We start from the raw sequence: 19,949 nt of genomic DNA on the forward strand, positions 1-19,949 counted from the left end.
GTCATGGAAAAATTAGCGGTTCTCGGAGGAACGCCGGTACGGACAAAGCCTTTCCCGAGCTGGCCGATCTATGGGGAAGCCGAGGAGCGCCTTCTTCTGGAGGTGCTTCACTCCGGAAAGTGGGGAGGAACCGGGCGCGTTAAGCTCGAGGCTCTGGAGACGGAGTTCGCCAAGCTGCAGGATGCACAGTACGCTATTACGACGGCCAACGGGACCATCGCGATCACGTTGGCGTTGAAGGCGGCAGGAGTGCAGCCCGGGGATGAGATCATCCTGCCGCCGTATACGTTCATTGCGTCCGCAACGAGCGTGCTGCTGTTCGGTGCGATTCCCGTGTTTGTGGATGTGGAAGCGGATACGCTGCTTCTGAATCCGGAACGGATCGAAGCGGCGATCACGCCGCGCACGAAGGCGATCATGGCGGTTCATATCGCCGGATGCCCGGCGGATATGGACCGGATCAACACCATTGCAACCAAGCACGGCTTGGCTGTAATTGAAGATTCGGCCCAGGCGGTGGGGGCGAAATGGAACGGAGTCGGCGTCGGTGCACTCGGAACGGCGGGAACGTTCAGCTTCCAGTCCAGCAAAAATATAAACAGCGGCGAAGGCGGCATGATTGTGACGAATGACCGGGACGTTGCCGACATGGCCTGGTCCATAACCAATGTAGGCCGCGTGAGGGCAGGAGCCTGGTATCAGCATGAGCATATCGGCTGGAATTTCCGCATGACCGAGTTCCAGGCAGCTGTACTGCTGGGGCAAATGACCAGGCTTCAGGAGCAGATTCAGCATAGAGAGCGCAACGGCCTATTGCTGGAAAACCTTCTGGGCCAGATCGATGGGATTGCAACGATGAGGCGCGATCCTCGGGTAACCGTACATGCGCGCCACTTGTTCATGTTCCGTGTGACAACGGATGTGGCGAGCTCCGTCGGCAAAGAGGAGATCATCCGCCGTCTGCAGGCGGAAGGCATACCGGTAGCCGCCGGATACGTTCCGCTGCATCGTAATGCGGCCGTGCTAAGTGAGATTCGCAAGCTGACAGGGGCCGAGCCCAGCTACGAATGCCCAGTGTGCGAGCAAGCATGCGCCAATGAGGTGCTATGGCTTCATCAGAACGTGCTCCTCGCCGAGGAGGACGACATGCGGGATATCGCAATGGCTGTGAATAAGGTAATGGCTAACCTTAGCTGAGGCAAACAAACTGGGATGAGAACTGGATAGGCACCCGGTTCAACCATATCTTCAGAAGGAGTGTAACGAGGATGCAAACCGAACAGCTGGCCATTCATGGCGGCAGCAAAGTCAAGTCGACACCGTTTGGAACAGGCAAACGATTCGGTCCGGAGGAAGCAGCGGAGCTGGCGGAAGCCCTGGACCAGAACACGCTGTTTTATCATTTTGGCGGCAAGGTCAAGCAGTTCCTTAGCGATTTTAACGACATGTACGGCGTGCCCTGCAGTGTGGCTGCATCTTCGGGAACGGCTGCGATCCACATAGCGCTTGGAACTGCAGGCATCTCGGTAGGAGACGAGGTCATAACGAGCCCAATTACGGATCAGGGGACGGTCATCGGCATTTTGTATCAAAATGCTATTCCTGTGTTCGCCGACCTTGATCCGCAAACGTACAACATGGACCCGCGTTCTATAGAAGAACGGATTACGGAACGGACGAAAGCGATTGTCGTTGTCCATTTGGCCGGCAATCCCGCAGACATGGATCCGATTATGGAGATCGCCCGCAAGCATCGGCTTAAAGTGATCGAAGATTGTGCGCAGAGCTACTTGACCCGGTACAAAGGGCTCCTCGTCGGCACCATCGGTGATTACGGCTGCTTCAGCACTAACGATTTCAAGCATATTTCCACCGGAGACGGCGGCATCGTAACCGTTAATTCCGGCGAGGAGGCGGATTATCATGCTGCACATGCGTTCGCGGATAAAAACTACCAGCGATTCGGCAATACCGTGCAGCGCGATCTGCATTACGTTGCGCCGAACTACCGGATGACCGAGCTTCAAGGAGCGGTAGGCGTAGCTCAGCTGAAAAAGCTCGGCGGCATTTGCGAGACGCGGCGCCGCCACGGCGATCGGCTAACCGCCGGCATCCGTACGCTGCCGGGTATTCAGGCTCATTATGTAGAGCCGGACAACGAATGCACGTATTGGTTTTATATGCTTCGACTTAAGCTCGACGAGCTGTCCTGCACACGAACGGAATTTTGTAAATCACTGGAGGCGGAAGGGATTCCTAACATGGAAGGGTATATTCCGGATGTCGTCTATATGCAGCCGCTTTTTCAGAATCGGACGGCGTATCCGAGCTCCCATTTTCCATTCTCGCTAACCGGCATTACGTATGAACGGGGCTTGTGCCCCAATGCCGAACAGATTTTGGCGACGGCGGTACGGCTGCCTACCAATGAATTTTATACTGAGACGGATATCGGCGATATGATCGAAGGGATTCGCAAGGTCGCCGCTTTCTATGCGAAATAATTGGGTGGTTTCAGAATTAAATTAGCAGTGGCGATTCGTCGTCAGCTGCTTTTTTTATGTTCTCTGAGTGATTGCGTCGAGAGTCCGCTTAGCTTCAGGAAGAAGTAACAAGGGATTTTTTCCACGTTTGTGGAAGTAATATACAAATAGATTTGTGCAAAAGGAGGAGGGCGATGAATGAGGGATGATAGAAAGTACTTGCTCGAGGCCTTTATGGAAGCTGAAAAATCAAAAGTGGAAGGAACCTACCCTATCGGAGCTGTAATCGTTGATTCTGATGGGATTATTGTTAGCCGAGGACGGAATCGGGTGTTTTCAGAATCAGATACTACAGCGCATGCCGAGGTTGATGCCATAAGAAACGCCGGACCCGCCATGCTGGATATAGACAATTTGAAGTTTCTGAAGAAGGGCTTCACATTATACACTACATGCGAGCCATGTCCGATGTGTACTTGCACGATTTTGCTATCTTTTAGTATAGCCAGGGTGGTCTGGGCGGCGAACGATCCGGAAATGGGAGCGATGAGGAAGTTTAAGGCAGGTCCCCACTTTCAAGAACGTTTCGATAAAATCTCATATGAAGCCGCGCCTTACAGGGATTTGGAGCTTCGCCAAAGGGAGATGCTGTCTGATTGGTACGGTCAACGCGGATATTCCAATTCCCATTGGCAAAACAGCAGTAATTGAGAGGTCAATCAGAGCATCCAGATGCAATAATGATGAGGCCAGATACAAAATGGAGAAGCTTAAATGGAAGCAAGTTCACGATTTTATGGAAAAGTTCCATACCTTCCTTGAATACGATAGCCGGCATCGAATCGTTATTCGTTCTTCGGACGAGTTGCTGACGTATTTTGTATTTGATGAAGAAAATATCATATTGGCTTACGGTGATGTGGAGAGCTATAAGGAAATCCTGAGAGGATTAGGATTTGAAGAGCAAGATCATCCAATAATTCTTCCTGATCCACATATGCATATGTATCATGAGCAATTGGATAGAGACGAGGATAAGCTTTTAAGCTTTTTCCCCTGGTCCAAAAGTAAGCTGCTGGAAATAGATCGTTGACTACATAATCAGAGCCAAAAGCATTTCGAAAGTGTATAATACATTGGAAGAAGTAAACAATAACGTGACTATTTTTTGTTTGGCCAGAAAGGAGTTACCATGACGGAACATCATGAAATCATAGAGGCAGGATGGAATTTCGACAACAGCTATGCTCGTCTGCCGGAAGCGCTGTTCACCCGTCTCGATCCGACTCCGGTAAGATTGCCGAAGCTGAGCCGGTTTAATGAAGCATTGGCGGCAACCCTCGGATTGGATGCGCAAGCATTGCAAAGCAAAGAGGGCGTCGCCGTACTTGCGGGCAACAGGGTTCCCGAAGGCGCATCGCCACTCGCTCAAGCCTATGCAGGACATCAATACGGCTATTTCACCATGCTCGGGGACGGCCGCGCTTTGTTACTGGGCGAGCATATCACCCCTTCAGGAGACAGGGTGGATATTCAGCTTAAGGGCTCGGGACCAACCCCCTATTCCCGACGGGGCGATGGCCGGGCGGCACTCGGACCGATGCTTCGTGAATACATCATCAGCGAAGCCATGCATGCACTCGGGATTCCAACTACTCGCAGTCTGGCCGTTGTAACGACAGGAGAGCCTGTATTCCGTGAGACCGAGCTGCAAGGCGCAATTCTGACCCGGGTGGCTGCCAGTCATATCCGTGTCGGGACCTTTCAGTTTGCCGCCAGTGCCGGTAATGGCGAAGAGCTTCGGGCATTGGCGGATTACACGTTGCAAAGGCATTTCCCGGATGCCGATACAGGAGAAAACCGCTATCTTGCCCTGCTCCGTGAAGTGTCTAAGCGTCAGGCCGAGCTCATTGCCAAGTGGCAGCTTGTAGGCTTTGTTCACGGGGTCATGAACACGGACAACATGGCTCTTAGCGGTGAAACTATCGACTATGGACCATGTGCCTTTATAGATGCTTATGACCCAGCTACGGTATTCAGCTCCATTGACTCTCAGGGTCGTTATGCCTTTGGCAATCAGCCTAGCATTGCTGCGTGGAATCTTGCCAGATTGGCGGAAGCCCTGCTGCCGCTGCTGCATTCCGACGAGGATCAGGCTATTCAGCTTGCCGAGGCGGAGCTTTCACATTTTGCAGAGCTGTTTCAGCGTCATTGGCTCTCCGGAATGAGGGCGAAGCTGGGGCTCTTAAACGAGGAGCCGGATGATGAAGCCTTGATTGAAGATCTGCTGAATATGATGCAGAAGCATCGTGCCGACTATACCAATACATTCCGGGCGTTAACGTTCGATAAGCTTGAGGAGACAGGGATGTCCGGCAGTCCGGAATTTATCGAGTGGCATAAGAAGTGGCAGGCGAGACGGGGCAGGCAGCAGGAGTCCGAAGCTGCTTCACATCAGCTGATGAAAAGCAGTAATCCTGCAGTCATTCCACGGAATCACCGGGTGGAAGAGGCGCTGGACGCCGCGGTGGATGAGGGAGATTACAGCGTGATGGAGAGACTTCTTGATGCGCTATCGAGCCCCTATGAGCACTCCGGCAAACAAGCCGAATACTGCTCGCTGCCAGACCCGTCGTCACGGCGTTACCGGACTTACTGCGGAACCTGATGCAGCTATATGGGTATTAAAAGAGCGACTTTGGTTGCTCTTTTTTTCCTCCAGATAGATGATTTTGAAGCATCAGACTCCAAAATATACCAGAAAGAAGGCTTCCGCACGGGCATCTTCGAGTCTTTATAGCCGCAGGCTATGACTAGATATATTGTAAAGGAATTACACTGCATTCACCGAGCTGTGCTACATTTTGGGTAACAAATTGTAGAGGAGCTATGCATGATGGTGAAAAGCAGTGTATTGGGATATCCGCGGATCGGGGCCGACCGGGAATGGAAGAAAGCTATTGAAGCGTTCTGGTCAGGAAAGCTTGATGAAGAGGCGCTTCATAGTCAATTGCAGCAAATCCGTTTGAATCATTTGCGCAAGCAGAAGGAGAAGGGGATCGATCTTATCCCGGTCAATGATTTTAGTTACTATGATCATATCTTGGATACAGCCGCTATGTTCGGCATCATTCCGCAACGGTTTGCTTACGAAGGCGGCGCCGTTCCTTTGTCTGTCTACTACGGCATGGCACGGGGAACGAAGGATGCTGCGGCGAGTGAAATGACCAAATGGTTCAACACCAATTATCATTATATCGTGCCTGAATTGGGCGGAACTGCGCCGGTGCTTACCGAGAACAAGCCGCTTACTGCCTACCGGGAAGCCAAGCAACACCTCGGTATAGAAGGAAAGCCGGTCATTGTCGGACCTTTGACCTTCCTGAAGCTGTCCAAGGGATACGACAAATCGGAAACCGATGCCTGGCTCGACCGCCTGCTTCCCTTATATGTTCAAGTTCTTCAGGAGCTTGCTGCAGAAGGTGTGCAATGGGTTCAGATTGACGAACCGATTATTGTAACCAAATTAAGCGACGATGACATACAGCGCTTGAATACGATTTACAGTAAGTTTGCATCGGCTGTGCCTAATCTGAACATTATGCTGCAAACCTATTTCGAATCGGTTGAGCGGTACAGCGACATCGTTTCGCTTCCGGTTCAAGGCATCGGTCTTGATTTCGTCCATGGACTGTCCGGTAATCTGAAATCGTTACAAGCACAAGGGTTTCCGGCTGATAAAATATTAGGAGCGGGTGTTATTGACGGACGCGGCATTTGGAAGGCGTCGCTGCGCGAAAAGCTCCCGCTCTTGGACGAGCTGGCCGAGATTGTCTCGACAGACCGCCTTATCGTGCAATCGTCGTGCAGCTTGCTTCATGTTCCGGTAACGACTGAACGTGAGACCAAGCTCTCGTCCGTTTTGAAGAATGCACTTGCCTTTGCAGAGGAAAAGCTTGACGAGATCGTTCTGTTAACAAAAGCAATGGCATCGGGCAGTGCGGAGGTTGAAACGGAGCTGGAGAGAAGCGAACATGCGGTGCAAGCTCTCCAGCAATCGGAGGAGCGCAACAGGAGAGAAGTACAGGAAGCCGTAGCTTCTATTAGCGTTCAGCAACCGAATCGCTCCCGTCCTTTCACCGAGCGTTATGCCGCACAACAAGCGAAATGGCAGCTGCCGCTGTTTCCGACTACGACCATCGGAAGCTTCCCGCAATCGGCGGAAGTACGTAAAGCCCGCCAATTATGGCGCAAGGGTGAATGGAGCAACGAGCAGTACAGCGAATTCATTCATGAGCAGATCGATATTTGGATCCGGCATCAGGAAGAGATCGGTCTGGATGTACTCGTGCACGGGGAATTTGAGCGGACGGACATGGTTGAATTTTTCGGCGAGAAGCTCGCGGGCTTTGCATTTACACAAAACGGATGGGTGCAGTCGTATGGCTCCCGCTGCGTGAAGCCTCCGGTTATTTTTGGCGATGTGGCATTCACCGGGGACTTGACGGTTGAAGAAACCAAGTATGCGCAGTCCAAGACTAACCGTCCTGTGAAAGGAATGCTGACGGGACCGATTACGATCATGAACTGGTCATTCGTCCGTGAGGATATTCCGCGCGAGCAAATCGCCTACCAGTTAGCTTACGCTCTGAGACAAGAAGTAGAGGCGCTGGAGAAAGCGGGCATCGGCATGATACAGGTCGACGAGCCGGCGGTTCGCGAAGGGCTTCCGCTGAAAGAAGAGGAACAAGACGGTTATCTTGCTTGGGCCGTCAAAGCCTTCCGTGTTGCTACGTGCACAGTGCAGGAGACGACACAGATTCATACGCATATGTGCTATTGCGAATTTCACGATATGATTGATTCGATCGAAGCGATGGATGCCGATGTCATTTCCATCGAGACCTCCCGAAGCCACGGCGAGCTGATTCATAGCTTCGAAGCCAACACGTATAGGCTGGGTATCGGTCTCGGCGTGTACGATATTCACAGTCCGCGTGTTCCGAGCGTGGAGGAAATGACAGGTATGATCGAGCGAGCCTTGCGTGTGCTGGATCCCAAGCTGTTCTGGATCAATCCGGACTGCGGTCTGAAAACCCGCGGACTCGAAGAAACGATTGCTTCCTTGCGCAACATGGTTGAAGCGACCAAGAATGCCCGCGAGAAGCATACCGCAGCCGTTTAAGATAAAGCAACATGAGCCGGCGCTTTTACGCCGGCTTTTTTCGTTCATCGACAGAAAACGATAAAAAGTGAATATTTTACAAATCTTGGGGTACCCTGTACGAGCAGGCCAAAGTCATGACCAGAACCGTAGATGGAGTCAATTACCGGGGGATTCAGCTCCTTCCACAGCAGCTTGATCTGACTAAGTCAGCTGTCGCTGTCACCTCTTGATCCTCCGGGATTAAACAGCGGTCTCCGCCAAGATGCGATCAATCTTGTAAACGAAGCGTTCACCGATATGCTTTTTGCGTACGGCCGAGAGAAAATCCATCAAATATTCGACGATAAGGCCAAAAAGAAATAAATGAGGTGTGAAAATCCGCGTAGTAGATCGCGGATTTTTTTTGTCCCGCGAGTCCGGAAATCAATGAACACTACGAACGCCGCTCCTATTGAACTGATATGAAGTAAGCCGGAGGTCTCAGTCATTTTTTTGTTCAGGCTCCAGCTGCATTTATTGAGTCAATAGATATAAGTTATTCTCGTAAAACGGACAATTCAAAGCTTGTTTTATGGTAAAATAAATCGAAATACCTATCTATTATTTTTCCCTTCGCGAAAAGGAGTTTGTTATGCTCAAAGCCGCCGGTTACGACATCCAGCAGATCATATATGAAGATCCCGCCATTACCGTATGCCATGCATTGTCAATGGAAGACCGCCGTGACGTACTTTTGAAGATGGTGAAAGAGGGTCCGAGAGCCATTGTAGAAAATGCCAAGGTTATCAATGAATATGAAGTGGCGGGCAGTCTCGATTTTCCCGGTATTTTAAAGCCCTTAGCACTCATTAGGGACGGCAACCGATTAATTATGGCCAGTGAATGGCTTTACGGATTGACTCTGAAGCATTTGGCTCTGTCCAAACCGCTTAATGTGCCTGACTTCCTTCAAATTGCTATAGATATCACCCATGTATTAGAAAAGCTGCATAAAGAAAACATTATCCACATGAACATACGGCCGGAAACGATTGTCGTTGTACCCTCGACATTGCAGGTTTGCCTCACAGGATTCGGCCATTCCATATATATAATAGAAGAAAAGCGCCAGACGAAGAGCATTCCGCTCATTGAGGGGAGTCCGCCTTATATGGCACCGGAAAGAAGCGGGCAGCTGGACGGATCGATCGAGCCTGGAACGGACCTATATTCCCTGGGCATAACGCTGTACGAGGTGCTTGCCGGCAAGCTTCCTTTCGCAGCGAAGGATCCGTTGGAGTGGGCGCACGCCCATGTAGCCAGAGCTCCCATGCCGTTCGACAGCATTTCAAGCACAATTCCCCTAATAATTCAACAAATTATCTTTAAGCTGCTGGAAAAATCGGTAGTTAGCCGGTATCGGAGCGCCGCTGGGCTAAGGAAGGATTTGGAGGAGTGCCTGACACAGTACAAGCAGAAGGGACGAATCGATCCTTTCGAGCTGGGACAAGGTGAACATCCTTCGCCGTCTAACAAGCTCACTTCTTTGTCTGCCAACGATGGGATGTCACTGGGATCGCAGGGCATGGATGAAGGTGTAGAGGAATCGACAGGGAGCTATGCGCAGGTTTTGGAAATGGAAGCACTCATTAGAGCGTCGCAGGCATTTGCGGAAGAGAAAGATTCGTTCAAGCTGATGTCGCGAATTATGCTCATTATCATGAAAGTGTCAGGTGCTCACAAGGGCGCTTTGGTCAAATGCGCAGGAGATGAGTGGCATACGGTGCTGATGTCCGATCTGGACAAAAGCTCATCACTTTGGGCAGGCTCGACCCCGCTGGACGAATGCGGAGATTTAAGTCCGGCTGTCGTACGCAATGTGGCGATAAATCGGGGGCCTGTCATATTGAACGATGCCAAAGATGATCTCTCTTACGCAAATGACGCCTACTTGAAGATGCATCGCCCTAAATCGGTTTTGGGCTTGCCCGTTTCGATCCAAGGGGACCTGCAGGGCGTGCTGTATTTGGAAAATCATTACACAAGCGGCGTTTTCTCGACAGACCGGTTATCGCTGCTGCAAATGCTGGCATCGCAGTTGGGCTATGTACATACATTGACAGGATACTTTGAACCTTCCGGCAAGAAGGCTGACGCCGCGCCAGAGAGCACACCTTCGTTGACCAACCGGGAAATCGACGTTTTACAATGCTTGTCCATAGGCCTGTCGAACAAAGAAATTGCAGACCGCTTGATCATGTCGCCGGGCACGGTCAAAGTCCATGTCCGGAACGTCTTCGATAAGCTGGGGGTTAATAACAGGGTAAAAGCCGTTGCTATGGCGGTCAAGCTGAACTTGTTGAACCATAGCGATAGCGCTGCAAAAAGCGGAACCCGATAGCTCGAGCAATTCGAGCGCAGCCAAGAGTACCATCCGTCAACACGATGCTGAAGCTCTCCTATATACCCCAAATGGGGTATGTACATGACATGCTGCAAGCTTATAATTAGAAGCATAAGCAAGGACGAGATAGGATAACGAAAGAGCCGGAAAGTGCGCTTGACACGATTCGGCTTTTTCATTTGCCCGGCATCAAGCGGATGAGGTTCTTGGAAGGAGACATCGTTTCTTTGAATAAGCTGACATTTCTGGAGATTCCGCTATTTGAAGGTTTGGACAGAGTACATAAGGTCGCTCTGCTGCAGGAATTTACCCAGCTTAGCTACCGCAAAGGGGATTTGCTGTTCGAGGAAGGCGAGTTCGGGGATTCCCTGTATATCATTATGCAAGGCCAAGCGAGAATTTATCTAGGTTCCGGAGCCAAAGAAACGACTCTGGCCATTTTGGGTGAAAAGGAATATTTCGGCGAGATGGCGCTGCTGACGGGAGATCCGCGCTCGGCTTCGGCCATGGCGGAAACCGACCTGGTAGTGCTCAAGCTGATCAAGGAATCCTTCGATCGGATTCTGTACGAGCATAACGCGCTTGCCGTTCAATTTGCCGGTATTCTGGCCAAACGGCTTGCACGAGTAAATCGTCAAGCGAGCACGGATAACAAACAGGACGATAAGGCGCCGTCGGCATCTGCGAAGCCCGAAGGAACGCAAACGTCTGCAGCTGCAGCGTACAACGAAGTAAAGCAAAGCGAGCAGCGGGAAGAGGTCTATGCTGATGCGGAGCGATTGCGTTCGCCGCTGTCCCGGGCACTGGGCTTGGCTGCTTCTCTAGGTTCCGGGCTGCTGCTGTATTATGCAATGCTGGCGGGGGGCATATCGAATACGATCTGTGCTCTCGCTGCTATCGGGCTCACCGGATTGGCGCTAACGGCTTTACAAGCGGCATCGCTTCCGATCGTGGCGGTCCTTATGGCTGCAGCCGCTATCTCACTGCCAGGTGTGAATTTCGCTGCGGGTATGGCACCATCGTTAGCCTCTACGCTCATCACTGCATTGGCTCTTACGCTGTCCGCGCATGCCGTCTATCGAACCGGTGTCGTGCAGCGTCTGCTGCTTGGGATTTGTCTGCGCATCCAGGGCAAAGGAGTCCGGGCCGGATGGATAATCGGAGTCATGTCCGCTTTATCGGCAGTGCTGCTGCCGTCTTCCAAGCTGCGCAGCGATGCGTTCGCATTGCTTCAGCTGCAATCACATCCAAGGCGCCGTTCGGACGCTTTATCGATTATTTTCATTCAATCCTCCAGCTTATGCTGGTTTGCCTTGGCGATCGTTCCAGGGGCTGTAGGCGGATTGGCGCAATGGCTGCTGGCCGCGCTTCCTCTGGCCGCAGTAATGCTCCTATACAATATCGTGCTATCGCTTCGACAGAGGGATAGTGAGCTTTTAGTAACGGATCCTTCTATCTTGGAAGCTCAGCTGTTAGTTATTGGCAGAAGGTCGGCCAAGGAAACCGCGGCACTGATCATTATGCTCGGCGGCAGCTTCGCGATGGGGATAGCGCCTTGGCTCGGCGTAAGCCTCGTATTGGTTAGCTTGTTCATGCTGTTAGCGCTGACCGCTTGCGGGCTGCTGAACAAGACGACTGCCGGAGAGGTGAGATACGAACCGTTTGTCGTTTTTGCCCTGCTGGCAGCGATGGCCGGAATGTATGAGGGAGCCGGTTTGCTGCAACTGACCGCCGATTGGGTGACCCGGCAGCTTCATCTGTCGGCTGCAGGCTCGCTATTGCTGCTGTTTGCCATAGTCATGCTGCTAAAACGGTACATCCCTCCGATGGCGGCAATATTCGCAGGAATGGTCAGTATCGGAGCGGGTGCCATGGAGGCGGGAGCGAGTCCTATTCAAGCGGCCGTCGTGGCTGTACTGGCATCGCAGTTGCCGGTGGACCGGTTGTTCAATAAAGAGTCTTGGAACCAGACTTTGCGGCATAGAATGATTCCCGCTTGCCTGGCCGTTCTGCTCGCTATTCCTGTCTGGCAATCGAAGGCGGTAGGGGCAGATAGGCCTGTAGCATCCTCCGTTCCGGCGATGAGCTCGGACATCGGCGCCGTACTTGAAGTGCCTTTTGCGGTGGCGCTTCCAAGAGATACAGCCGTAGCAGCCTCTATCCAACGAGGCGTTGAACTCGCTTTGAAGGATATCCAGCTCCAGCGGAGCACGGATTCTGCTTCATCGGTAATACTGAAGCCGGAATACCAGGGCGACGGAAAAGCCGGGCCGGCGGAAAGGCAAACAGCCCCCGTTATCGGCATTGCCTTATCACAGCCGGAAGCTTCGTTCAGCCAAGCATTGCCGACCTTCCTGCTGGACGGAACCGAGGTGTCCGGCAATCGATCGGTTGCGTTGGGAACGGCACCGGAAGTGTATGCCAAAGAGGTGGCGGAGCTGCTTCATCGGCAAGGCTACACCAAGGCTGTCATTTACTATGAGGACAGCAATCCGGGTAAGCAGTTCGCAGCAGCTCTGGAGAAAGCAGCCGAGCATAAGGGGAGCATCATCGTGGACCGGATGACTCGCGTTCCCGCGCGATCGGGCCTCATTGCCGCAAGCAGCAGATGGAAGCTGCTGGGGACGGAAGCTGTAGTCGTCTATGACAGCAGCGGGGAGGCTGCATCGGAAATCGGAGCTGCGTTGGAAGCAGCAGGGGCGGGGTATCCGATGATTGCAGGTCCATCCACTCCGGAGACCGATTCTGCAGCATCGTATAAAGGAGAAATGTACGGATTTACCGACTTTGACACCACTACGAATAGAGCACCGGCTGCGGCATTCATAGAACGGTATCGCAATGCTTACGGGGCTGCGCCGAACCGTCTGTCCGCCGCCGCTTATGACGCCGTCCGTCTGATAGCTTTAACAGCCCAAAAGGCTGCAGCGATGGAGCCCGAGCCGATACTGGATGCCCTCAAAGAGCTCGGCTCTTGGGACGGAGCCGTCCGAAGCTATCAGTTTAAAGGCTTGAACGAGACGGAAGCCGGAAAACAAGTGTACATAGTTCCATTAACGCCGAAAACGGGACGAATGGAGGGGGCGAAGCAATGAATCCGAATATTTTCCGTCAATCGTCCCTGGAGAAAATGTCTTCGCCGGAGAAATTGGATGTGCTAATGACCATCGCCCGTCCCAGACATTGGATCGCCTTATTGTCATTGTTAGGATTGCTTGTTGCATTTTTCATATGGGCGGTGACGGGGACAATCACGGTGAAGCTGAACGGAAACGGGGTGTTCCAGCTGCAGGACGGATTTACGACTATCGTTCATACTGCTTCGGGTCAAGTCACGGATATTGCTCTGAAACCCGGCGATACCGTACGTCGCGGGGATACGGTCGCGAGAATCTTCGATCCGTCGTGGCAGGATGCCGATGCTTCTCCGGACCGGGCACAGCAAATGCTCCTGAAATCCAGAGTGGTGAGCATGCAGAGCGGTCAAATACTCAAAGTTCACGTACAGCCAGGTCAATGGATTCAAGCCGGGCAGCCTCTGTTCACCATGGAAGCGGAGGGTCCGGAAGACAAGCACGAGGCTATCGTCTACGTTCCTGTGGATCAAAGCAAGAGCTTGAAGCCCGGCATACCGGCCAGGGTATGGCCGAACGGAGATTACGCGAATGCGAATGGAGCCGCTATCGGCGAAGTTGCGTCCGTATCGCAGGTGCCTGCGGGACTGGACGATATGGAACGCACTATCGGAAACCGCGAGCTGGCGGCAGCATCCATGCAGTCCGGTCCAATGGTCGAGGTCAGGGTCCTTTTGCAAAAGGATCCGTCTCATCCGACCGGACTCCGCTGGACTGCACAGCGTGCAGAGCCGGGGCTGACCGTGAAGACGGGAATGCTGTGCTCCGTTCAATTTATAGTAGGGAAAACGCATCCGATCGAATGGATTTTCTGATCGCGCAATGAGGTGTAGTCCAATGAAGGCATCGTTATTATCCAAGCTGCGCGGAGGAAACCGTGCTTCCACGCCAACGGTTTTACAGATGGAAGCGGTCGAGTGCGGAGCGGTTTCGCTCGCGATTGTACTTGCTTACTACGGGCGCCATGTTCCTATTGAGACGCTCCGGTATGATTGCGGGGTATCAAGAGACGGCAGCAAAGCAAGCAATGTATTAAAAGCCGCCCGCAAGTACGGAATGGAAGCCAAAGGCTATAAGAAGGAGCCCGAAAGCCTCAAGCTGCTCAAGCCTCCGTTTATAGTACATTGGAACTTCAACCATTTTCTCGTGGTGGAGGGCTTTTCCGGCAGCAAAGTATTCTTGAACGACCCTGCACACGGTCCGTATACGGTAAGCTATGAGGAATTCGAGAGCTCCTATACGGGAGTCGTACTGACGATGACGCCGGGTGAGAGCTTCGTCCGGGAAGGGCGCAGATTCTCGGTCATCTCGTCGCTGCTGCAGCGGCTGCAAGGGTATCATTGGGAAATGGTCTATTTGATTGCTGCAGGTATCGCCTTGGCCGGCACGGGGGTGCTTGTTCCGCTATTCCTGAAGCTTTTCGTTGACCGGATGATGCTGGCCGGCCGGATGGAATGGATGGGCGCTCTTCTTGTGGGCATGCTCGTTACCGTCATCTTCCGATTGGTGCTGACCTCGCTTAGGCAATATACACTGCTCAGGCTGGAGACGAAATTTTCCCTCAGCATGTCGGGTACTTTCGTCTGGCACATTCTCCGGCTGCCTGTCGGTTTTTTTGCCCAGCGGTTTGTAGGAGAAATTGCCGGCAGGGCGCAAGCGAATGACCGCATCGCGCAATTTGTTACGGAGAAGCTAGCCGGTACCGTTATCGACATGCTGCTTGCGGGCTTTTATTTGACCTTTATGCTGCTCTACGATTATCGTCTCGCCATGGCCGCCTTGCTGGTCGCCGGACTAAACGTAGCTTATTTGCTGTACGTATCGCGCAAGCAGACGGACCGCAACCAGAAGCTGCAGCTGGATCAGGGAAAGCTATGGGGTGCTTCCATCGCCGGACTTATCAATATGGAATCGCTGAAGGCGAGCGGCAGGGAGTCGGATTTTTTCGCGCGCTGGGCGGGATATCAGGCGAATCTGACGCGAGCGGAGCAGATGCTGGGCGTATCCAACCAGTATTTATCGGCCATTCCGGTGCTGCTGGAGCATCTGAATCATATTGTTATTCTCGTTATTGGCGGCTTACTTGTCTTGAACGGCTCGTTCACTGTCGGGATGCTGCTCGCCTTTCTCGGCTTTACCGACGGGTTCCTCACGCCGGTGAACAGTTTGGTTGCAATGGGCGGAGAGCTCCAAGAGATGCGCGGACACTTATCCCGGCTTGACGATGTGCTGAAGCATCCTGCCGATGCTATACACACCACCGAATCCGGCGTTACGAAGGGGATTATTCGTGAGGATTTGCCGCCGAAGCTGTCCGGGGCTCTGGCTATTCGGGATGTGACGTTTGGCTATAGTCCTCTTGATCCTCCGCTTATCGAGCAAGTTGCTATGGAGGTTTCTCCCGGTACAACGATTGCTATAGTCGGAGGATCGGGCAGCGGCAAATCCACGCTGTCGAAGCTCATATCGGGGTTGTACGAGCCGTGGAGCGGTGTCGTGGAATTCGACGGATGTTTGCGATCCGAGCTTCCGCGCCATGTTCTGGTCAACTCCGTATCACTCGTCGATCAAGATATTCGGCTGTTTGAAGGAACGGTTCGCGACAACCTTACGCTGTGGGACCAGACAATTACGGATGCTGTTGTCGTTCAAGCGGCCAAGGACAGCTGCATTCATGAGATCATCGCCGCCAGATCCGGCGGATACGACCATCCGGTGGAAGAGGGCGGCCGGAATTTCAGCGGCGGCCAGGCGCAGCGTCTGGAAATTGCCAGAGCGCTCGCTCAACAGCCGTCCATCCTCATATTGGATGAAGCGACCAGTGCCCTGGATCCCGAGGCAGAGGCGGCCATCTATGCCAATATTCGCAGGAGAGGCTGTACCTGCATTATCATTGCCCACCGGCTCAGTGCGATCCGCGACTGCGACCGCATTGTGGTGCTGGATCAAGGGAAGGTCGTCCAGACAGGGACGCACGAGGAACTGATCCAATGCAACGGATATTACCGTGAGCTGTTCAACGCATCGGAGAGGAGTGAGGCTTCATGAGACCAGGTTGGACAATGGATGCGGAAGGACGACGGCATTACAGGACCAAAACCTCCATGATCCTGCAACAGAACTTGTCGCTCATGATGCACTATGTTGAACAGGGCGCGGTCGAGCTGTATACCGTGAACCTTGCCCAAGGCGCCATAGCGGGTACGAAATCGTATGTTCTTACGGTAGGACCTGGACAAATCTGGTTCGATCTGCCGCAAACGGACGCGGGCGATTTCGGTTGGATTGCCGAGGTGATGCCGGATACGGTGCTTGCCAGCAGCACAAGCCTATTCGAACCATTCGCCGGGGACGGTGCGGTTGCTGACAAGGTTAAGGGGCTAAGGGGTGCGGCGGAGCTGATAGGTGAGTGGCTGGTGAATGTAACCTCGGCTGCGGTTGCCGATATGCCTCCTCTGTTAGCCCAGCAAGTCGAGCCTGGAACGGAGATCGTCGTCTGGGAATCGGCGGTGTTCACCTCGGAAGCCGGGCTGGTTTGGGTCCGAGCCGATGGAGGAGCGCTCGGTTTATGGCAGGATATAGACTTGCCGGCGGTGCCGCCCGGTGTCTACGTCCCGCTGACGCGTTCCGTATGGGCGGCTGCTCCCAAAGGAAGCCGTCTACTGACGGCGGACACGCTGACTTTATTGCAGCAGGGTCAATTGATTGACTCGCTGAACCTGTTCCACCGGCTTCTTGCCAACAAGCAACTTCATCGGCAGTATCGTGCAAAGCGGGAAGAGCAGGCCAGAATGGCGAAGCGGCTGGAGCAAGACAGGCTCAGCATGGAGGAAGCGGTCAGCCGATTCTCCGCGGTTGCCGATAAGAGGGGCATCCTAGCGCTGGAGCACCATACGGATCACCGCGATCCGCTGCTTTTTTGCGCGCGATCGGTATGCGAATACATCGGCATCGAGCTGATAACGCCGAAGCGCTGGGAGCCGGGCCGCAAGGCGGAGGAGCTGTTCCGCGAGGCCGGCATCCGCTGCCGAAAGGTTGCGCTCCGTTCGGACTGGTGGCGCGAAGATAACGGGCCGCTGCTCGGCTTTCACTTGGACGGGCGGCCTGCAGCGCTGCTTCCGGCAGGAGAAAATGCATACGAGCTCCATAGCGTTGCCGGGGAGAAGGCAGTCATGGTAACGGACCGTCTCGCAGCCCAATTGCGACCGTTCGCCTACGAGCTGTACCGCCCGCTGCCTTACCGCTCCCTGCTGCCCAAGGATATAGCCCGGTTTCTTCTTACCCCGCGCGCGAAGAAGGAGATGGTATGGGGGCTTGCATCCGGTCTTGCCGTAGGTTTGCTCGGTATGTGCCTGCCGGCCGCAACCGGTATTATCATTGATAAAATCATTCCTGCGGCAGAGCCCGGCCAGCTGTTTCAGGTCATGGCGCTTCTCATGAGCATCGCGTTCGCCTCCTTCGGCTTCCGGGTCACGCAGTCGATGGCATGGCTGAGACTGCTTGGGACGTGGGGGGCTTCGCTTCACAGCGCGACCTGGGACAGGCTGCTGAACATGCCTGTAGGCTTCTTCCGCCAATATAATGCAGGGGATTTAGCCAGCCGTATCGGAGGCGTTAGCGCCATATTTCAGCTTATTTCCGGCTGGCTCGTTTCCGGAATGTCGGTTGCCCTTTTTTCCGTGCTGCAGTTCGGCTTGCTGTTCTGGTATGAACCTCGGCTGGCATGGCTTGCGATTGTACTGACCGCTGTCTATGCGGCCATCTTCGCGGTGCTAAGCATCCAGCTGGCAAAGCATACGAGACAAAAGGCGGAGCAGGAAGGCCGGGTCGGGGGAATGCTTGTGCAGCTTCTTGCCAATATTCCCAAGCTGCGTGTGGCTGCGGCGGAACAGCGCGCCTTCAACCGCTGGAGCAGCGCGTTCAGCGCACAGCGAGCGCATGTATACCGGCTTCGGGAAACCGGGAACCGGCTGGCAGTCCTCAACAGCGCATATCCGCTTGTATCCAGTCTGCTGTTGTTCTGGATTATATCGGCTTCAGATATCCGGATGAATCCGGGAACGTTCGCCGCTTTTCACGCTGCATATGCAACGTTGATCGGCTCGGTCATCGCTTTTTGCGCATCATCCATTCCGCTGTTTGAGCTGAAGCCGTTTTATGAACGGATCAAGCCCTTGATGAAAGAACTGCCGGAGACGGAAGCGAGACGGGATGATCCCGGCGATTTGAAAGGGGCGATTGAGCTGAGCGAGGTCACGTTCCGCTATGATAGGAATGGACCGGCGATACTCGATCATGTGTCTTTAAGGATTCGTCCGGGTGAATATGTGGCTGTAGTCGGCGCTTCCGGCAGCGGCAAATCCACTTTGCTGCGACTCATCATCGGCTTTGAAAAGCCCGAGCAGGGAGCGGTATATTTCGACGGCAAAGATTTGAGCGGGCTGGAGCTTCGTTCCGTGCGCAGACAATGCGGCGTGGTGCTGCAGAACGGCCGTCTATGGGCCGGCGATATCGCCCAAAACATTATCGGCCAAAGCAGCGAATATACGGTCGACGACGCCTGGAATGCAGCGCAGCTGGTGGGGATGGACGAGGAGATCGGACGGCTTCCGATGGGGATGCACACCGTGCTCTCAGAGGGCGGGGGAAGCTTGTCCGGTGGGCAGCGACAGCGGATTCTGATCGCCCGCTCCATTGTCCATAAGCCGAGGATCGTGCTTCTGGATGAAGCGACGAGCGCGTTAGACCAGAAATCGCAAGAAAAGATAACTGCGATGCTGCGAGGAATGAGCAGCACGAGAATTGTCATCGCCCACAGGCTCAGCACCATCATCCACGCCGATCGGATCATTGTGATGGATAAAGGGAAGATCGTCCAGCAGGGCAGCTACGAGGAGCTGCTTCAGCAGGAGGGGCTGTTCGCTCGGCTCGCTGCACGTCAAGTTGTCTAATGACGTCAAAAGATACCCCGAATGGGGTACGGATTTTTGTCGAAATTCCCCCTATAATGAGGTCATAGCCGTTGAATGAGATGAAGGAGGCAGGACTTAATGAGTTGGACTTTTGAAAAAGCAACTGAGCAATTTGAGCTTTTCAAGCAGCGTGCTGCGGCAGACGCTACATTCCGGGCGTTGGCGTTGGCCAATCCTAAGAAAGCGATCGAGGAGCTGGGCGGGCTCGAATTGCCGGAGGGGATCGAAATCGTCATTACGGAAGACGCGAACGGAGAGCTTCAGGCGAAGGCGCTGCTCACCGACCCGGCTTCCAACGCAGAGCGAGAGTTGGATGAAGCGGAGCTGGAGCAAGTTGCAGGCGGTACAACCTTTGCCAGCTTCATTCAGTACGACTCGACAGTCAAGACAGGGTTTCCGCCGAAAAGAAGATAAATCATTTACACCCATTTATGGAGGGATAACGAATGAGCTGGACATTGGAGAAAGCTAACGAGCAATTTGGGGTTTTTAAGCAGCGGGCATCGGAGGATGCTCAATTTCGGGCTTTGGCTCTGGCCGATCCGAAGCGGGCGGTACAGGAGTTGACGGGCTTGGAATTGCCGGAAGGCGTTGAAATCGAGATTTCTGAGGGTGAGAATGGCGAACTCCAAGCCAAGACGCTGATCAACGCACCTTCATCCGACGCAGAGCGTGAGCTCGATGAATCGGAATTGGAGCAAGTCGCAGGAGGTACTTCTTTCTCTGCGTTTATCCTTTATGGTCCTCCATACCCTGAGAAAACAAAGAAAAGATAATGCTGAAAGCGGAGCCGAGATGATCGTTTCGGCT

At 53.5% G+C, this 19,949-nt stretch carries 13 protein-coding genes; all 13 read left to right on the top strand.

What is annotated here, in order from left to right; translation table 11 throughout:
* Window positions 1-3 precede the first annotated feature (3 nt).
* The 13 genes from DVH26_RS17285 to DVH26_RS17345 all read left to right on the top strand — a co-directional run bounded on the left by DVH26_RS17285 (window position 4) and on the right by DVH26_RS17345 (window position 19,915).
* Window positions 4-1,197, top strand: coding sequence for a DegT/DnrJ/EryC1/StrS family aminotransferase (locus DVH26_RS17285; RefSeq protein WP_239635008.1), 1,194 nt, complete (start codon window positions 4-6; stop codon window positions 1,195-1,197).
* A gap of 71 nt (window positions 1,198-1,268) precedes the next feature.
* On the top strand, window positions 1,269-2,504 hold the full coding sequence (locus tag DVH26_RS17290) for a DegT/DnrJ/EryC1/StrS family aminotransferase (RefSeq protein WP_239635009.1): 1,236 nt from the start codon (window positions 1,269-1,271) through the stop codon (window positions 2,502-2,504).
* 177 nt (window positions 2,505-2,681) lie between these two features.
* The gene (locus DVH26_RS17295) at window positions 2,682-3,194 is read left to right on the top strand and encodes a nucleoside deaminase (protein WP_275590476.1); all 513 of its coding nucleotides are present in this window, start codon (window positions 2,682-2,684) and stop codon (window positions 3,192-3,194) included.
* 49 nt (window positions 3,195-3,243) lie between these two features.
* A complete protein-coding gene (locus DVH26_RS17300; RefSeq protein WP_239635010.1) occupies window positions 3,244-3,576 on the top strand; it encodes a hypothetical protein in 333 nt (110 codons plus the stop codon).
* Window positions 3,577-3,675: 99 nt separating this feature from the next.
* On the top strand, window positions 3,676-5,151 hold the full coding sequence (locus DVH26_RS17305) for a protein adenylyltransferase SelO (RefSeq protein WP_239635011.1): 1,476 nt from the start codon (window positions 3,676-3,678) through the stop codon (window positions 5,149-5,151).
* A 228-nt stretch (window positions 5,152-5,379) separates the two neighbouring features.
* On the top strand, window positions 5,380-7,668 hold the full coding sequence (metE, locus tag DVH26_RS17310) for a 5-methyltetrahydropteroyltriglutamate--homocysteine S-methyltransferase (protein WP_275590484.1): 2,289 nt from the start codon (window positions 5,380-5,382) through the stop codon (window positions 7,666-7,668).
* 613 nt (window positions 7,669-8,281) lie between these two features.
* A complete protein-coding gene (locus tag DVH26_RS17315; protein WP_239635013.1) occupies window positions 8,282-10,030 on the top strand; it encodes a protein kinase domain-containing protein in 1,749 nt (582 codons plus the stop codon).
* Window positions 10,031-10,260: 230 nt separating this feature from the next.
* Complete coding sequence (locus DVH26_RS17320) at window positions 10,261-13,128, top strand: cyclic nucleotide-binding domain-containing protein (protein WP_239635014.1); 2,868 nt, start codon at window positions 10,261-10,263, stop codon at window positions 13,126-13,128.
* On the top strand, window positions 13,125-13,982 hold the full coding sequence (locus tag DVH26_RS17325; RefSeq protein ID WP_239635015.1) for an HlyD family efflux transporter periplasmic adaptor subunit: 858 nt from the start codon (window positions 13,125-13,127) through the stop codon (window positions 13,980-13,982). Before DVH26_RS17320 ends, DVH26_RS17325 begins: the two co-directional genes overlap by 4 nt.
* Window positions 13,983-14,004: 22 nt before the next feature.
* Window positions 14,005-16,215, top strand: coding sequence for an NHLP family bacteriocin export ABC transporter peptidase/permease/ATPase subunit (locus DVH26_RS17330; RefSeq protein WP_239635016.1), 2,211 nt, complete (start codon window positions 14,005-14,007; stop codon window positions 16,213-16,215).
* The gene (locus DVH26_RS17335) at window positions 16,212-19,118 is read left to right on the top strand and encodes an NHLP bacteriocin export ABC transporter permease/ATPase subunit (protein WP_239635017.1); all 2,907 of its coding nucleotides are present in this window, start codon (window positions 16,212-16,214) and stop codon (window positions 19,116-19,118) included. The genes DVH26_RS17330 and DVH26_RS17335 overlap by 4 nt, the downstream gene beginning before the upstream one ends.
* A gap of 99 nt (window positions 19,119-19,217) precedes the next feature.
* A complete protein-coding gene (locus DVH26_RS17340; RefSeq protein ID WP_239635018.1) occupies window positions 19,218-19,553 on the top strand; it encodes a nitrile hydratase subunit alpha in 336 nt (111 codons plus the stop codon).
* A 32-nt stretch (window positions 19,554-19,585) separates the two neighbouring features.
* Window positions 19,586-19,915, top strand: a complete 330-nt coding sequence (locus tag DVH26_RS17345) for a hypothetical protein (protein ID WP_239635019.1) — start codon at window positions 19,586-19,588, stop codon at window positions 19,913-19,915.
* The last annotated feature ends 34 nt before the right edge of the window (window positions 19,916-19,949 follow it).

The sequence above is a fragment of the Paenibacillus sp. H1-7 genome, from assembly GCF_022354825.1.
GTDB lineage: Bacteria > Bacillota > Bacilli > Paenibacillales > NBRC-103111 > Paenibacillus_S.